This is a genomic window from Sulfitobacter sp. 1A15106, assembly GCF_043556995.1.
Taxonomy (GTDB): Bacteria; Pseudomonadota; Alphaproteobacteria; order Rhodobacterales; family Rhodobacteraceae; genus Sulfitobacter; species Sulfitobacter faviae.
In genome coordinates this window covers 179,530-193,941 of the sequence record NZ_JBIFFM010000007.1, presented here as the reverse complement: position 1 = coordinate 193,941, position 14,412 = coordinate 179,530, and the positions used below count along the sequence as shown (strand labels likewise).

The 14,412-nt window shown below is 60.9% G+C and carries 15 protein-coding genes; 4 read left to right on the top strand and 11 right to left on the bottom strand.

The features are described 5' to 3' along the window. The first annotated feature begins 37 nt into the window (after positions 1-37). Complete coding sequence (locus tag ACGYKA_RS12975; RefSeq protein WP_394408896.1) at positions 38-610, top strand: TetR/AcrR family transcriptional regulator; 573 nt, start codon at positions 38-40, stop codon at positions 608-610. A gap of 12 nt (positions 611-622) precedes the next feature. Here the strand turns inward: ACGYKA_RS12975 and ACGYKA_RS12970 are convergent, their stop codons facing one another. After that, the gene (locus tag ACGYKA_RS12970; protein ID WP_394408899.1) at positions 623-1,237 is read right to left on the bottom strand and encodes a hypothetical protein; all 615 of its coding nucleotides are present in this window, start codon (positions 1,235-1,237) and stop codon (positions 623-625) included. 122 nt (positions 1,238-1,359) lie between these two features. On the opposite strand from ACGYKA_RS12970, the gene ACGYKA_RS12965 reads away from it, so the two are divergent. Genes ACGYKA_RS12965 through arsH form a run of 3 tightly spaced genes read left to right on the top strand, consistent with a single transcriptional unit; the run spans position 1,360 to position 3,525 of the window. Then, positions 1,360-1,689 (top strand): ArsR/SmtB family transcription factor, encoded by a 330-nt coding sequence (locus tag ACGYKA_RS12965; RefSeq protein WP_394408902.1) that lies wholly within the window; start codon positions 1,360-1,362, stop codon positions 1,687-1,689. A gap of 27 nt (positions 1,690-1,716) precedes the next feature. Beyond that, positions 1,717-2,775, top strand: a complete 1,059-nt coding sequence (gene arsB / locus ACGYKA_RS12960) for an ACR3 family arsenite efflux transporter (protein ID WP_394408905.1) — start codon at positions 1,717-1,719, stop codon at positions 2,773-2,775. A gap of 39 nt (positions 2,776-2,814) precedes the next feature. After that, positions 2,815-3,525 carry an arsenical resistance protein ArsH gene (gene arsH, locus ACGYKA_RS12955; protein ID WP_394408908.1) on the top strand — a complete coding sequence of 237 codons (711 nt, stop codon included), beginning with the start codon at positions 2,815-2,817 and terminating at the stop codon, positions 3,523-3,525. Between the two features lie 66 nt (positions 3,526-3,591). Here the strand turns inward: arsH and ACGYKA_RS12950 are convergent, their stop codons facing one another. The 10 genes from ACGYKA_RS12950 to ACGYKA_RS12905 form a co-directional block, all read right to left on the bottom strand. After that, the gene (locus ACGYKA_RS12950) at positions 3,592-5,031 is read right to left on the bottom strand and encodes an aldehyde dehydrogenase family protein (protein WP_271687498.1); all 1,440 of its coding nucleotides are present in this window, start codon (positions 5,029-5,031) and stop codon (positions 3,592-3,594) included. Positions 5,032-5,207: 176 nt separating this feature from the next. Further along, positions 5,208-6,344: a sensor histidine kinase gene (locus ACGYKA_RS12945; protein WP_394408911.1), complete on the bottom strand. Its 1,137-nt coding sequence runs from the start codon at positions 6,342-6,344 to the stop codon at positions 5,208-5,210. Next, the gene (locus ACGYKA_RS12940; protein ID WP_394408914.1) at positions 6,344-7,354 is read right to left on the bottom strand and encodes an ATP-binding protein; all 1,011 of its coding nucleotides are present in this window, start codon (positions 7,352-7,354) and stop codon (positions 6,344-6,346) included. The genes ACGYKA_RS12945 and ACGYKA_RS12940 overlap by 1 nt, the downstream gene beginning before the upstream one ends. After that, entirely contained in the window at positions 7,351-7,791 is a 441-nt protein-coding gene (locus ACGYKA_RS12935; RefSeq protein ID WP_394417941.1) for an ATP-binding protein, read from the bottom strand. The genes ACGYKA_RS12940 and ACGYKA_RS12935 overlap by 4 nt, the downstream gene beginning before the upstream one ends. Further along, on the bottom strand, positions 7,763-8,116 hold the full coding sequence (locus ACGYKA_RS12930; RefSeq protein ID WP_243267276.1) for an STAS domain-containing protein: 354 nt from the start codon (positions 8,114-8,116) through the stop codon (positions 7,763-7,765). The genes ACGYKA_RS12935 and ACGYKA_RS12930 overlap by 29 nt, the downstream gene beginning before the upstream one ends. 1 nt (position 8,117) lies before the next feature. After that, a complete protein-coding gene (locus tag ACGYKA_RS12925) occupies positions 8,118-8,993 on the bottom strand; it encodes an STAS domain-containing protein (RefSeq protein ID WP_271687490.1) in 876 nt (291 codons plus the stop codon). Between the two features lie 237 nt (positions 8,994-9,230). Then, on the bottom strand, positions 9,231-10,277 hold the full coding sequence (locus ACGYKA_RS12920; protein ID WP_394408919.1) for a glycine betaine/L-proline ABC transporter ATP-binding protein: 1,047 nt from the start codon (positions 10,275-10,277) through the stop codon (positions 9,231-9,233). A gap of 8 nt (positions 10,278-10,285) precedes the next feature. Further along, on the bottom strand, positions 10,286-11,311 hold the full coding sequence (locus tag ACGYKA_RS12915) for an ABC transporter permease (protein ID WP_394408922.1): 1,026 nt from the start codon (positions 11,309-11,311) through the stop codon (positions 10,286-10,288). 255 nt (positions 11,312-11,566) lie between these two features. Further along, positions 11,567-12,535, bottom strand: coding sequence for an ABC transporter substrate-binding protein (locus ACGYKA_RS12910; protein ID WP_067268365.1), 969 nt, complete (start codon positions 12,533-12,535; stop codon positions 11,567-11,569). 298 nt (positions 12,536-12,833) lie between these two features. Next, positions 12,834-13,106 (bottom strand): DUF1127 domain-containing protein, encoded by a 273-nt coding sequence (locus ACGYKA_RS12905; RefSeq protein WP_394408925.1) that lies wholly within the window; start codon positions 13,104-13,106, stop codon positions 12,834-12,836. Positions 13,107-14,412 lie beyond the last annotated feature (1,306 nt).

The following is a 14,412-nucleotide window of genomic DNA, read 5'->3' as shown; positions in this document are numbered from 1 at the left end:
TATATATTTGAGTGATCGTTCAACATATGGTGATCACATGCCCCGCAAACCGAACCACGACCGAGCCGAGTTGATCGACCGCGCCCGCGATCTGTTCTGGCGTCAGGGCTGGGCGGGCACGTCGCTGAAAGACCTCGAAGCGGTGCTGAAGATGAAGCCCGGCAGTTTCTACGCCGCCTTCGGATCGAAAGAGGCGCTGTTTGAAATCGCTTTGGACAAATATGCCGAGGATGGGGCCGGGCGCTTGGCCGAATTGGTCGCGGCCCATGGTCCGATGGCGGCGCTGAAACGCTACCCCGAATTGGCGATCTGCCGCGAGGCGGCCCCGGCCAAAGCCTGCATGCTGTCCAAAACCTTGCTGGAGCTACAGGCCCATGGCCACCCGTTGGCGAAACGGGCCAGCGGGCATCTTATGGGGATGGAAGAGCAATTCGCGGCGCTTTTCGCGCAGATGCAGCGAGACGGGGAAATCGGCGCGGCGCATGATCCCAAGGCGCTGGCCCGGCGTTATCAGAGCGATCTTTTGGGCCTGCGCGTCTCGGCCGAGCGGGAGGGGATCGACGCCCATGCCATTGCCCGTGAAATCGCCGAAGGTCTGGAGCGGTTGTAGCCTGAGGCCGCGCTATTCGATCTGCTCTTCCAGCATGGCCGTGATCTTGCGGCGTTGAAAGATATTGCGGATCTGACGCGCCATGATCCGTTCCGGCACGAAATAGGGTTTGCCGTCTTTCCATTCCGCCCGGAACTCATGCCGCGCGGCGATCAGCCTTGTGGTATGCCCATCCGCGGCAGCGACCGTGAGGTCCATCTGCCGGACCTTGTCAAAAAGCCCCTCGGTCCCGATCCGCGTCTCGGCCCGGCGCAACAGATCGAGGAAACTGCCGATGTCGATGAAATCGCCGCTCTTGATCGGCCCTTGATTGGTGCGGGTCAGGGGGTTCTCCACATCGTTCAGTGCCACCTCTTCGCGTTCGGTGACCTTGACGTGGTAGGTTTTGTCATCCGTCACCACCCGTGCCATGACCTCCAGCAGGTAAATCGGCTCGGCCCCCATATTGGTCACGAAGCAATGGGCATTCTCATCCCGGGCAATCGATCGGTTGATCAAGATCACCGGCTGTCGCTGCCGCCGGAAGTTGAGCCATAGGATATGCAGATAGGCCAGCCAGACCACTGCCGTAAAAAGGCTCACCGCCACTTGCAACGTGCCGGAATTCTCTGCGATCCAATCGAGCATTCTGTCTCTTCCTTACCAAGCCTGCGGGAGTCGCGAGATCAACGCGCAGGGCGGCGCTTCGTTGCACAGAGATTGGCGGGGCGGGGTTGACCGGGCGGTATTATATCAATAATTCGCGATATATGGATAATGAAAACGCCCTCCAAGCCTTCGCCGCCTTGGGTCAGCCGACCCGGCTGGATGTCTTTCGCCTGCTGATCAAAGCGGGCGGTAAAGGCATGTCGGCGGGCGAGATCGGCACCGCGCTTGATGTGCGGCAAAATACGATGTCGGCCAACCTCTCGGTGCTGTCCCGCGCAGGGTTGATCCGCAGCAAGCGCGAAGGGCGCAGCATTCGATATTTCGCCGATATGAACGGGCTGCGCGCGCTGCTGGGCTTTCTCTTGGAAGACTGCTGCGGCGGCCAGCCTGAACTGTGCCAACCGCTGCTGGATGAGCTGACCTGCTGCTAACCCCATAGGAACAAACGAAAGACCGCCATGACCGATACCGCTGATCCCGCAACCGCTGGCCTTGGGGCCTTTGAACGCTGGCTTTCGCTCTGGGTGGCGCTGGCCATCGGGGCGGGGCTTTTGCTGGGCAATCTCTTTCCCGGCATCTTTCGCGCGCTGGCGGCGCTTGAGGTCGCTTCGGTCAACCTGCCGGTGGCGGTGCTGATCTGGGCCATGGTCTTTCCGATGATGGTCGGCGTCGATTTCGGCGCGTTGCGACAGGTGGGGGACAAGCCCAAAGGGCTGGTGGTGACGCTGGTGGTCAATTGGCTGATCAAACCCTTCACCATGGCCGCCCTTGGGGTGCTGTTCTTCAACCACGTTTTTGCCGGGCTGATCCCGCCCGATGACGCGCAGGCCTACCTTGCCGGCGTGATCCTCTTGGGCGCAGCGCCCTGTACCGCCATGGTCTTTGTCTGGTCCAACCTCACCCGCGGCGACGCGACCTATACGCTGGTGCAGGTCAGCGTGAACGATGTGATCATGGTCTTCGCCTTCGCGCCGATCGTGGCTTTCCTCTTGGGCGTGACCGACATCACCGTGCCTTGGGACACGCTGCTGATCTCGGTCGGCCTTTACGTCATGCTGCCGCTGCTGGCCGGCTACCTTACCCGCGGGCGGTTGGTAGCTAAGGGCGGTGAGGCGGCGGTCGACGCTTTCAAGGCTCGGGTGCAGCCCTTTGCCATTATGGGGCTTCTGCTGACGGTCGTGTTGCTCTTTGGCTTTCAGGGCGAGGTGATCCTCGACCGCCCGCTTGTGATCGCGCTGATTGCCGTGCCGCTGTTGCTGCAATCCTACGGCATCTTCTTCATCGCCTATGGCGCCGCGCGGGCTTGGGGCATTCCCTTCAACGTGGCCGCCCCCTGCGCCTTGATCGGCACGTCGAACTTCTTTGAACTGGCCGTCGCCGTGGCGATCAGCCTTTTTGGGTTGGGGTCGGGTGCTGCCTTGGCCACCGTTGTCGGGGTCTTGGTCGAAGTGCCGGTCATGCTGTCGCTCGTGGGCTTTGCCAACCGCACGCAGCACTGGTTCCCCGCCGCCAAGTGAACCACCCCCGATAACCCTCTTCCGCCTAAGGATATTCCCGTGACCGATACGCCAAATATCGAAGAAGACCACTTTAACCCCATCGACGAGGCCCGCCTCCTGTCGCCTGACCGCGCCACCCACGGCCCGCGCATTCTTCTTCTCTACGGCTCGCTTCGCCCGCGGTCCTTCAGCCGCCTGATGACCGAGGAGGCCGCTCGCATCCTCACCCGTCTCGGGGCCGAGACGCGCACCTTCAACCCCACGGGCCTGCCGCTGCCCGACGATGCCGCGCCCGAGCATCCCAAGGTGCAGGAACTGCGCGATCTGGTGTCATGGTCCGAAGGCATGGTCTGGTGTTCGCCCGAACGCCACGGCGCGATGACGGGGATCATGAAAACCCAGATCGACTGGATCCCCCTGTCGCTCGGCGGGGTGCGCCCGACCCAAGGCAAGACCTTGGCCGTGATGCAGGTCAGCGGCGGGTCGCAAAGTTTCAACGCGGTGAACCAACTCCGCATTTTGGGCCGCTGGATGCGGCTGCTGACCATCCCCAACCAATCCTCGACCCCCAAAGCTTTCTTGGAGTTTGACGAGGATGACCGGATGAAACCCTCGCCCTTCTATGACCGCGTGGTCGATGTGATGGAGGAGTTGGTGAAATTCACCCTGCTGACCCGCGACAACAAAGATTATCTGCTCGACCGTTATAGTGAGCGTAAGGAAAGCGCCGAGGAACTGTCGAAGCGGGTCAATCAAAAGGCGATCTGACCGCCAAAACGCAAACGGCAGGGCCAATCTAGGCCCTGCCGCATCATACTCGCGCTAAAAAAGCGTTCAGTCGTTGGACCAGCCGGAAACCGCTTTGATTTCGCAGAAGTCCTCGATCCCCCAAACGCCGCCTTCGCGCCCGTTGCCCGAACGTTTCATGCCGCCGAAGGGCGCACCTGCGCCACGGCTCTCGCCGTTCATCTCAACCATGCCCGAACGCAGCTTGGTCGCCAGACGGTTGCGGCGGGTGCCATCGCTGGATTGAACATAGTTGGTCAGGCCATAGACCGTGTCATTGGCCATCTCGACGGCCTGATCCTCGCTCTCGAACTTCATGATCGACAAGACGGGGCCAAAGATCTCTTCGCGGGCGATGGTCATATCGGGCGTTACATCGGCGAAAACGGTGGGTTTGACATAAAAACCCCGGTTCAGATGCTCGGGCCGACCGGTGCCACCGGCCACCAGCCGCGCGCCTTCGTCGATGCCTTTCTGGATCAGGTCTTGGATCTTGCCCCATTGCGCTTCGTTCACGACCGGGCCGATGTGGCGGCCCTCTTCGCTGGCGGGGCCGACTTCGACCTTATTGGCCACTTCGGCTGCCGTCTCGACCGCTTGGTCATAGACGCTGGCCTCGACCATCATCCGGCTGGGGGCGTTACAGCTTTGGCCGGTGTTGTTCATCATATGCAGCACGCCGCGTTTGACGGCCTTGTCATCGGCATCGGCGAAGACAAGGTTCGCGCCCTTGCCGCCAAGCTCCAGATGGACCTTCTTCAGCGTATCCGCCGCGTTCTTGGAAATCGCGATGCCGGCGCGGGTGGAGCCGGTGAAGCTCACCATATCCACATCCTCATGGCCGGTCAGGGCGGTGCCCACGGTCGCGCCGTCGCCGTTCACAAGGTTGAAGACACCGGCGGGGAAGCCTGCCTCATCCATCATCTCGGCAAAGATCACCGCGCTCAGCGGGCTTTCCTCAGACGGTTTCAGCACCATGGTGCAGCCCGCGGCAACAGCGGCGCCGACTTTCAGCATCACTTGGTTCATCGGCCAGTTCCACGGCGTGATCATCGCCACGACGCCAACCGCTTCGTGAATGATCCGGTCGTTCGGCGCGTGATCACCCAATGGCTTTACGAATTTGAAATCTTTCGCCGCTTTGATGAAGTTCTTCAGGTGGGTGTAACCCGCTCCCCATTGGGAACTGCGCGCCATCTCGATGGGTGCGCCCATCTCGGTGCTGATCGCTTGGGCCATATCCTCGGTCCGGGATTTATAGACCTCGGCCAGTTTCTCCATCAGCGCGACGCGCTCTTCGGGGGCGGTGGCCATCCACGCGGGCAGGGCGGCCTTGGCCGCGGCCACGGCAGCGTCCACGTCCTTTGGCCCGCCGAGCGAGATCACGGTGCAGGGTTCTTCGGTCGAGGGGTTGATGACCTTATGTTCACTGCCCTCAAGCGGGGCGACCCATTTGCCGTCGATATAGAAATCACGTTTTTCGATCATGCTCTGTCTCCGTTATTGGCCAGGCGCGCGTCTTTCTTGCCGCCTAGAAGTGTCCGGGAATCGCCGGCTCCCGATATGCCTAGGACAATTTTACGGGGCGGAAAAGTTCAGAGGTAATTTTTGATCAAAAAGACGGGCGCGGCGGCCCGAAACCGGTGGGCGGGCAGGGTGTGTGCTCAGCCCTGCGCCGGGAAGCTGATTTCGACGCAAAGCCCGTCTTGGCCTTCGACCTTCAGCGTCGCTTCGTGCTGGAAGGTCAGCGTGCGGATCATGCGCCAGCCCAGCGAATCCGACCTCTCGGGCCGTTTGGCGTCATCGGGCAGGCCGACGCCATCGTCATAGACCTTGAGCGTCAGACCTTCGTCATCCTCTTGCGTGACTTCGATGGTGATCACCCCTTTGTCGCGCCCCTTGAAGGCGTGTTTATAGGCGTTGGTGATCAACTCCCCCACGATCAGCCCGATGTCGACGGCCAATTTGTTGTCCATCTTGAGGCTGGGGCAAATTAGCTTGATCGCGATGCTCTGACGATCTCCGGTAAAGGCGCGTTCGGCGTTTTTCGCGACTTCATCCAGCATATCCGCCAGATCAAGGTCGGTGCTGTCGGTTGAGCGTTGCATCAGCTCATGCGCCTTGGAGAGCGAGCCGACGCGGGTCTCCAACTCGCGCAACACTTGGCGGGTCTCATCCTCTTTGGCTTGGGTCTTGCTCATCCGGATCAGCGCCACGATCAGGGCAAGGTTGTTGCCCGTGCGGTGATGAAGCTCCTGCATCAAGAGGTCGCGGTCGGCGATGCCCTCGCTAAGTTCGCGGTTCTGTTCGGTCAGTGCCGCGGTCGGGTCTTTGGCGTTATAGGCCTCCAAAGCCGCCATTGCATCGGCTTTGATCTGTTCGACGGCGGATTGCGGTTCGGGCAGCAGGAATTCCGCATGAATCCGCGTGCCTTCTTGCCCGGTGTCCACATCAAAACGCGCCGCGATCCGCTGCACGCCCCGCAGGCCCAGCCCCAGACCGGTCTCCGACACGATGTCGCGGTTGGGGTCGAGCTTGTCCTCTTCGATCCCGCGGCCCTGATCGATCACCGTCAGCCCAAGGGCGGGCTTGCCGTTGACATCGGTGAGCGAAAAGCGCGCACGGCCCTTCTGCCCATGCTCGATGGCATTGCGGCCCAGTTCCACGGCGGCGGTCACGGTGCGCGTCCGCTCGAATGAGGTAAAGCGCATGGCCTCGGTCAGGGTCAGGGCGATCTGACGCAGGGCCGCGATATCGCCGCCCTTTTCAAGGTTCACCGAGGTGAGATTGGTTGCTTTCATCAGTCCGCGTCCCGTGCAATGCGTATGACCACGATGGAGGCGTCGTCACGCCCGCGAAATGCCCGGTCGAGCAGGTAGCCAGCGATCAAAAGCGGAGATTTCCACAATAGACCCTGTGGGAGATAGCTGTCGCGCAGGGTTTTCAACCCGTCGCTGTGCAGGATCATCAGATCCCCCTGTTCAAGGTCAAATGTGTCTTCATAGCCTCGCGTGGCGCGGGCACCGATCCGCCCGTCGCGCACCGGCAGGCGTTTGACCGCACCGTCGCGGACCCGCAGCGTGGCGATATTGCCCAAGGCGGCATAGCGCAGGACCATCTGCGGCTGCGCGATATGCACAAGGGCCGCCACCGCGCCGCGCTTGCTGATCAACTGCTCGGTCACCTCATACATCACCGCGCCCGGCTCGCTGTTGAAGCTGCGCGTGGCTTTGACGGCGTCGGTGACCTCCAGCGAAGCGGCTGCGGCTTCGGGGCCATGGCCCAACCCGTCGCACAGCAGGATGTCGGTGGCTTTCGGCGTCTGCCGCAGCAGGTAATCGTCGCCACACTCCTCTTCGTTCGGATGGCAGACCCGTAGGCCCACGGCCTCGACCCCATGGGTCGGGCAGGGGGTACTGTTTTTGACAAAGCTGCAAACGATGGTGGTGCCCACCTCCGGCCCGCTGAAAATGTCGAAATCATTCGACAGGCGGCGGATCGCCCCGAGGCCCAGCCCAGCAGAGCCGCCGCTGCTCATGCCGTCCTGAAACATGTGATCCATATCGCTGATGCCGGGGCCGCGGTCGGTGAAGATCATCACGATCTTGTCGCCCTTGCCCTCGGCCGGGGCATTGATCAGCGCGCGGCCCTTTTCGGCGTAGCGCAGGATGTTGGTGGTGGCTTCGGTGGCGACGATGGCCAATTCGTCGGTCCGGTGTTTGGGCCAGCCGTGTTCAGCGGCCAGACGACGCGCGGCGCGGCGCACCACGGCGATGGCGCTTTGGTCCTGCACTTCGACCCATTGTATCATAGGTTCACACTCATCAACACGCTGGTGCCCCCGCCCACGGCGGTGCGGATTTCAAATTTCTGGGCAAGCCGCTGTGCGCCGCCCAAGCCCCGGCCAAGCCCGCCGCCCGAGGTATAGCCGTCCGTTAGGGCCAATGCCACGTCCTCGATCCCCGGTCCCTTGTCCCAACAGACCACGCTCAACCGCTTGGCCTTCGGGTCGACATAGATGGAAAATTCGCCGCCGCCAGCATGAACGATCGCATTGCGCGCGATTTCACTGACGGCGGTGGCGAAACGTGTGATATTCAGCGCCGAGGCGCCATGTTCTTTCATGTAGCGCGCCACGGCCTGGCGCACTGTAACCGCGTCGCCGCTGGTCTTTAGTTTGAACTGAGAGAGAAGAACCTGCGCCCCAAGGTCCTTTTCATCAAACGCGTCGTAGCTGGGTGAGGGCATGGGTCAGGCTCAAGGCGGTGCGGATTTCCGGCAGATACATGCCAAGCTCAACCAGCGTGACCGCCACCGTGGGGCGCATGCCGACCACATAGGTATCCGCCGCCAGCAGGCGAGAGATGCCCGCCAACTGCGCAATCACCCGCCCGACAAAAGTGTCCACGATCTCAAGCGCCGAGATATCGAGGATCACCCCATCGATGCGGTTTTCGGATATCTTGTTCGACAGCCGATCCTGAAGCTCCAAAATCTCTGTGTCCGTGATGTCATCCTGTATCGAAACGAGGAGCGCATGTTCGACCAGATTAATCGACGTGACACCGGCCACCTTATTGGCCCTCGGTCTTCTTGATCACATAGCCGACGGTCATCAGCGCATCCGACAGGGCGGTACGAATGCTGGACCGGGTCGAGACAGTGCCCACGTCGATGCCAAGCTGCACCATGGTCTGGGCGATCATCGGGCTGATGCCGCTGATGATACATTCGGCGCCCATCAAGCGCACGGCAGCAGCGGCGCGCAAAAGGTGTTGTGCCACTTGCGTATCGACAGTGCCGACGCCGGTGATGTCCATGATGACCACTTCGGCCTGACGCTCAAGAATGGTCTGCAGCAGGTTCTCCATCACCTCTTGGGCGCGGGCGGAATCCAGCGTGCCGATCAGCGGCAGGGTCAAAACGCGGTCCCAAAGCTCGACCACGGGGGTCGAAAGCTCCAGCATCTCTTGGCGCTGGCGATCAATGATCTGCTCACGCTCGAGAATAAAGATTTCGTTGGTGTAGATGGCAAAGGCATCGACCAAACGGGTGACCAGCATCACGTCGCGGATCAGCATCGCGTGGTCGCTGTCCAGCATCGTCTCAAGCCGTTTGAACAGCGGCGTTTTCAACGCCAGCACAAAGGTCGCCATCTCGGTCGGGGTCACGCCCCGGTTGACCCGCTCGCGGCTGACATCGGTCAGAACGGCACGCAGATCGTCCCATTGGGTATCGTCAAAGTCGAAATCCTCGCCGGTGACCCCATCGCGCACACCTTTGGAGAAGGCTTTGAGCAATTCGCGGTTCTGGTTACGGCTCTCCGCATCGGAGAACAGGTCAGAACGCTTTACGCCTTCTTTGACCTGCGTTCCCAGCCACTCCTCGATGATACCTTTGAAATCGGTGTCGAGAACAGTCAGAATATTGGCCGTAGCAGATTGCGGCATCTTGAACCCCAGTATTTATTTCACCCCCCATAGGCCAATCGTGGGCGTGAGTGTCAATAGGACGCAGGGAGTTTGATCGGCGGTAAAGCGCCGTTTTACTTAATGAAACGCTGTGTAAGTCGCTGTTTTATGATGGGTTTTGCGGCGAAACTGCGCGGATCGCTTGCAAAAAGGGCAGCATCGGCGCTGTGACCGGATGCTGCCCTGCTTGTTGCCTGCCGCGGGGGGGCCGCGACGTTATTCTGCCGCTTCGCCGGGATGGCGCGGCACCAGTGCCCGCACCAGATCGCGCATGTGCAGCACGCCGACCTGTTTGCCCGCCCGCATGACGCGGTAGTTGTTGGTGGTGTCCCCGCCGGAGACCGCGATGATGCTTTCCAGCGTGTCGTCGAAATCAACCTCTCCGGCCACATCCGTGGGTGGCACATCGGTCTTTTCCATGACTGAACGCACGCGCAGCACGCGGGCACGGTTAATGTCGCTGACGAAGGCTTCAATATAGGGATCGTTGGGGTTCAGCAGGATATGCTGCGGCTCGCCCTGTTGGACGATGAACCCGTCTTTGAGGATCACCAGATGGTCTGCCAGTTTCAGCGCCTCGTCCAGATCGTGGGTGATGAAGATCACGGTCTTATGCAGTTCGTCTTGCAATTCGATCAGCAGATCCTGCATGTCGGTGCGGATCAACGGGTCGAGCGCGGAAAACGCCTCGTCCATCAGCATCACGTCGGAGTTCGAGGTCAGCGCCCGGGCGATGCCCACACGTTGCTGCATCCCACCCGAAAGCTGCGCGGGATACTGCTCTCCCTGACCTTCCAGCCCGACGCGGTTCAGCCATTTGGTGGCCTCATCCGCGTATTTGCTGCGGCTCTTGCCTTCGATCTCCCAACTCAGTCCGGTGTTTTCCAGCACCGTGCGGTGGGGCAGCAGGGCGAACTTCTGGAACACCATCGACATGTCGTGCTTGCGCAACTGGCGCAGGCGACGCTCGTTATAGTCGAGGATGTTCTCGCCGTTCACGATGACCTCACCCGCCGTAGGGTCGATCAGCCGGTTGAGGTGGCGGATCAGCGTCGACTTGCCCGAGCCCGAGAGCCCCATGATCACCGTGGTCTTGCCCGCGGGCATGTCCACGTTGATGTCATTGAGGCCCAGCACATGGCCGGTCTCGGCCTGAAGTTCGGCCTTGGACATGCCGCCGCGGACTTTCTCCAGCGCCATTTTGGGGTCGTCGCCGAAGATCTTATAGAGGTTGCGGACGGAAATCTTGATGTCGTCTGTCATGTCTGGCCTCACTTCTGCGCCGCGTTGATCCGCGCAAGCGCGGCTTTAGTGACCCGGTCAAGGATGATCGCAAGCAGCACGATCCCCAGACCCGACAGGAGGCCCACGCCCAACTCAAGGCTGCGAATGCCGCGCAGCACCAGCACGCCAAGGCCGGGGGCGGACACGAGCGAGGCGATCACGACCATGGCAAGGCTCATCATGATGGTCTGGTTCACACCGGCCATGATGTTGGGCAGCGCCAGCGGGATCTGCACCTTGTAGAGCTTCTGGCGGTTGGTCATGCCAAAGGCATCGGCGGCCTCGATCACGTCCTTGTCGACCAGCCGGATGCCAAGGTCAGTCAGGCGCACCACCGGCACGATGGCATAGAGGATGATGGCGATGCCGTAGAGCTTGGGCTCGGTCACCGAAAAGAGGAAGATCAGCGGGATCAGGTAGACGAAGGGCGGCAGGGTTTGCAGCATGTCGAGCACCGGGATCATCGAGCGTTGCACCCTGTCACTGCGTGACATGGCGATGCCGATAGGCACGCCCAAAAGCACGCAAATGAAGGCGCAGACAAAGATGATCGCCAGCGTCTGCATGGTGTGTTCGTAAAAGTCGATGAAGGCGAGGAAACCAAAGACCAACGCCACCAGACCCACCAGCTTGAGCGAACGGCCCACGGCATAGGTGATTGCCATCAAAAGCGGGATCATCACGAACCACGGCACCGATTGCATCAGCCAAAGCGCGTTTTCCAGCGCCCAGCTCAGCGGTTGGGTGAGGGGGTCGACGACAACTTTGAGACTGTCCTTGATGGCAAGGAAACCTTGCTCCAACCCTTGGGTCAGGTCGCGCGATTGTGGGATGGCGTCGCAGCTGTCGTGCAGCGCATCCAGAGAGGGGAAGGGCATTTCCCAAAGGGTGGTGTCGGTATCACCGCCCGCTTGGCCCATGAGGTCGGCCATGGAGCTGAGCCCGCCGCCTTGATCGTCGCCGCACCAGTCCCGCAGACCGAGCGTGTCAAAGAGATTGTCGTAGGTTGCCATCTGTCGCTTTCCCGGCCTGCATCAGACCGTTTGCTTTCGGGGAGGGGGCCGGGGCGCCGCGCAGGCCGCGCGGCGTCGGCTGCCCCATGCAGTGGCGGCAATCCAAACCTATGTCCTTACAAAGGAACTGCGCATCGGGCCAAAGGGGCCAAGGCGCAGTCGGTATGAAAAGACGTAAGTCTTGCCGCCGGTCATCGAAACGAACGGGCGGGAAACCCGGTTGAGTTCCCCGCCCGTCGTTTTGGTCAGTCTGTCTTACTGCTCAAGCAGCTTGGACAGGTTGCCACGGGCGTCATCGCTCAGCCATTCGGCCCAGACGTCCTTGTTGTTTTGCAGGAAATACACCGCCGCTTCCTCGTTGGAGGCGTTGTTTTCACCCTGCCATGCCAGCAGCTTGCTCATCTCGTCGGTCTTGAAGGTCACATTGCCGATGAACTCCGCGATCTCGGGGTTCTCGTCGTGGAAATCCTTGGTCATGACGGTCAGCACCGGCGCGGTCGGGAAGGCTGAAGGCTTGGGGTCCGGCGTGTCGGCGTTCTGGTTGGCGTTATGCGCGGCTTCGTCATATTCGCCCAGATCGACGCTGGTCATGTCGTATTTGCCCAGCGGGGTGGTCGGCGCCCAGTAGTAGCCGAACCAAGGCTCTTGGCTCTCATAAGCCGACGCCATTGAGGTCACCATCGTCTCACCCGAGCCGTGGTTGAAGACTTCGATGCCGTTGCCTTCGAGGTCATAGGCCCGCGCGAGGTTGTCGCTCACCACGCGGCAGCCCCAGCCATCGGGGCAGTTGTTGAACATGCCGCCGACCAGTTCGGGGTTTTCCAAGATGCCTTCGATGGTTTTCAGCTCGGGGTGCTCTTCGGCCAGATAGGTGGGGATCCACCAGCCTTCGACGCCACCGGGATCGAGCACGGAGGTAAGCTCAACAATCTTGCCGTCCGCTTTCAGCTTTTTGTAAGCGTCACCGGCGGAGTTCGGCCACAGTTCGGGCACGATGTCCGGCTCGTTGTTCTCCGAGAGGGAGGTCACGGCGGGAGTGGTGTCCGAAGGCACCACGGTGACGTCGCAGGAATAGCCCTGTGTCAGCAGGAATTCGGTGACGGCGGTGACGATCTGCGCCGAAGCCCAGTTCATCTCCGCGATCGAGACTTCGCCACAGTCCTGTGCGGCGGCGGCCATCGGGGTTGCAACGGCAAAGGCCGTGCCAAGCAAATAGCGTTTCATAGTGATATCTCCTCTATTGTATCCGCAGTGTCGCGCAGCCGCGCACCGCTGATCTTTGCCCCTTTCCATCAAGAAGGAGCCGGTCGCGCGATAGGCGCGGCAGCTTTCGATGGGCGGGTTTGCTGGAGATATGAAAACAAATCATGCGCCCCTGTGCAACACGATTGCCGGGCGCAAGACGCAAGAACGGGCACCGCGCCGGGCCTGACGCGATGCCGCTATATGCGGCGTTCCCATGCAGAACGCCATATTTTTAAGGGTCGGCACGGCCCCTCACGCGGGGCACGGGCCAGAGCATTCAGCGGCGGGAAAAACTTTCCATGTCGCGGATGTGCTGGGGGATGTCTTTGCGGTTCAGCCCGATATCCTGAAGCAGACGGTCGTTCATCGCGTTCAAGGTCGACAGCGTGCGGTTACGCTCCCAGCGACGTGCGGTGTCGCGCAGCGCACGGCGCAGCATGGCGACAAGGGCCAGCCCTTCGGCATTGGCGACTTGACCGATGCTGCCGTTAAAGGCGGTTCCGGGCATCCCGGCGATCTGGTTGGTGTTTTTCAGCAGGCGGAAATGCATGGCATGCTCCATATCAAAAAGGTCGAAGTGGGAAGGATCCGCAAGAGACGACGGTCAGTGCCAGAAGGCCGGGCCGGGTCGGTTGTGTGGGTTTCATCCCGAGTGTGATCCGGAAAGTCAATTGGAACCCCGATGGTCTAAACAGGCGGATCGGCCTGTTCGACCGGGGTTACCGGCGGTTCAGCAGCGTGCCCGGTTTGCGCGGGCGCCTCTTATGAACAGCATACATCAACATGCCGCGCATTTGGTCCACCCGAGCGGGCTTTGCAATAGGGTGAAATAGGGGTGCGACACCCTGCCGCATGTGCAGGGCGCAGAGCCTACTATGGCTGAGGTTTCCGCCCGCCCGGCGCGGTGTCGTTTGCAGCATCTGAAATGTCGTTTTGAGGGTCGGATTTGGCGCATTTTGGCGCGGCGGATCGAACAGAATGGGGCGGTTGTTTGGGTGGCCTTCGCGGGTGGCAATTGCATTTTCTCCGCGGTCAATCTTGGCGCGAGGTGAGGGGCGGAGCGCTCACCATGACTCGCCCGTAACGCGCGCGGCTTTCGCCCCGGCGGGCGCTCAATGCCGCGAGGAATCGATTCGGCGGGAATAAGGCGGGTCGCCCGTGGTTTCGTCGTCAGTTCCGCAGGTTTGCGGGCGATTGGTTCCAGCCGGTGAACAAGCAATCAAAAAGAATGTCGAAAACAAGGCGGCGCAGATGCGGCTGATTTGCGGCGGCATTGTCGCACAATGCGAAACAGTCTTGCCCGAGGGATCGATGCAGTCGTGCCGCGCAGGCGTTAATTCACCTTAATCCTATGGCGATTCGCGATTCCGGCGCGGAGTGGCACGGAAACAATCGCGCCGAAAAGTCGCGCTAAACCACCTGAATTGCGGCAAAACTTCATTTGGTTCCGGCAATTTTCAAACATTTTTTGCTTTGTCCATTCGTATAGGAGGGCTATTCCTATAGGTGCCCAACTGGGGGGCATAGAAGTCTGTAGGTCACGGGGGCGGCCGCATTAAGCGCATCAGGGATGCGGGAAATGTGGATACGCCGCAAGTTTGCGACCGTAAACACAACATACCGAAGCGCACCGCGCATCGGCTGTGGGCCATGTTCCGGCTCTTCCCCTTCGTTGCGCAGGATGCGTGCCGCTTGATCTGGATTTCTGCCAGCGGGGCGCGTGTGAACTGAGGGAGAGACGAGATGATACACAAGCGACAGGCCCTGCCACTGGCCTTCTGCGGGGCAAGAAATGCCCGGTTCGACCGCTCTGCCGTTCGGCGCTCCATTCCTCAAATTGAAACAGCATCCACTTC